Below are 1,334 nucleotides of genomic sequence, written 5' to 3' on the forward strand. Positions count from 1 at the left end.
CTTAGTTGAGTTCTTCCAAGAACGTGGCGCTACTAGCGTTATCAACTACATCTCTGAAAAAGTCTCTAAATAAGCTCAAATAAACCAATCCTAAAAAAGCAAACAGATAACACTGTTTGCTTTTTTTGTGCCTGAAATTCAAATTAATTAGCCTTTCTAGCTTAAGGCTCCTTATCTATCCCTAACAAATTATTTAAATCACTTAATTCTTTTTTGAATCTATTTTCACGGCGTGTCGCCCAGATCCACATTGCAGGAAAAAGCACCGCAAAAACACAAACTGAAATCAGGCCTTTTCGTATGAGTCTATCTACGGGGAGCACATCAAAATAAAACAAACCGACATAATGCAAAACGACAAGCACACCAATAGGCCATATAGAAAGTTTCCCTAATGCGGCAATTTTAATATTGTTCGCTATTTGCCTTTTTAGGTTATGGATATGCCGCTCAGTATTTTCACTCGACCAACCCATTGAACACCTCCTCAACCATAATATGTATGCACCAAATGGAAGTAATAAGAAAGTAAGTACAACAAAATAACCAGCAGTGAAACTATCAAGCTTTTCACGATTTAAATACAACATAAGAATAGGAATAAATAATCCTAAAATGTCTAGGCAAGCATATAACTTTTGCTTTACTTGCATGATACGCCACGCTTTATTAATTACATTTAGATCTGGCTTTTGCACTTCTTGCTGCTGCCATAATTGACTTAATGGGTCTTGATTATTGGGCATCATGAATGCTCTCCATTAATGTTTTTCTTGCTCTGTTGAGCACAACACCTGCATTTGAGGAACTAATACCGCAAGCATCTGCGATTTCGTCATAGCTCAAACCTTCCATAGACATAGTCACCACCTGCCGAGTTTGAATAGGCATGTTTCGAATATGAATTAACATCTGTTGAATTTGTCTTTGTTGGTCTAGTTGCTCATCTGTGGCTTTAGCTTTGCTAGGCTCGGGAGTTTCTACTTCGCAATATGAATCGTTTCGAGGCTGCTTGGCGTGGTATGCCACATGGGTGATGGCCTTGTTGTGAGCTACCCGCAAAATATAAGTTTTAATACTGCTATCACCTTTAAACTTAGCCAAGGCTTGCCAAACCGCTAGGGTGATTTCTTGCAGTAACTCTTGGCGCATATGAAAGTTAGCCTCATAGGTAGCCGCCACACGCCCCAATAAGGGAGCATGCTCTTTTAGTATCTGTTTGAAATCTGTACTCAATTAACTAAGGTCCATAATTGCTGTTCATTACTGCGCGCACAATTACATAGTCTCTAGGCATCTAAAAATATTACAAATAATTTTATTTTAAATAATTG

The 1,334-nt window shown here is 38.2% G+C and carries 2 protein-coding genes; both read right to left on the reverse strand.

Going from position 1 to position 1,334, the window contains the following annotated elements:
* Positions 1 to 161 precede the first annotated feature (161 nt).
* Entirely contained in the window at positions 162 to 749 is a 588-nt protein-coding gene (locus ABJE44_RS05010; RefSeq protein ID WP_348109628.1) for a hypothetical protein, read from the reverse strand.
* Positions 736 to 1,236 carry an RNA polymerase sigma factor gene (locus tag ABJE44_RS05015; protein ID WP_348109630.1) on the reverse strand — a complete coding sequence of 167 codons (501 nt, stop codon included), beginning with the start codon at positions 1,234 to 1,236 and terminating at the stop codon, positions 736 to 738. Before ABJE44_RS05015 ends, ABJE44_RS05010 begins: the two co-directional genes overlap by 14 nt.
* Positions 1,237 to 1,334 lie beyond the last annotated feature (98 nt).

The organism is Paraglaciecola sp., assembly GCF_039942875.1.
In the GTDB taxonomy this organism is placed as follows: domain Bacteria; phylum Pseudomonadota; class Gammaproteobacteria; order Enterobacterales; family Alteromonadaceae; genus Paraglaciecola.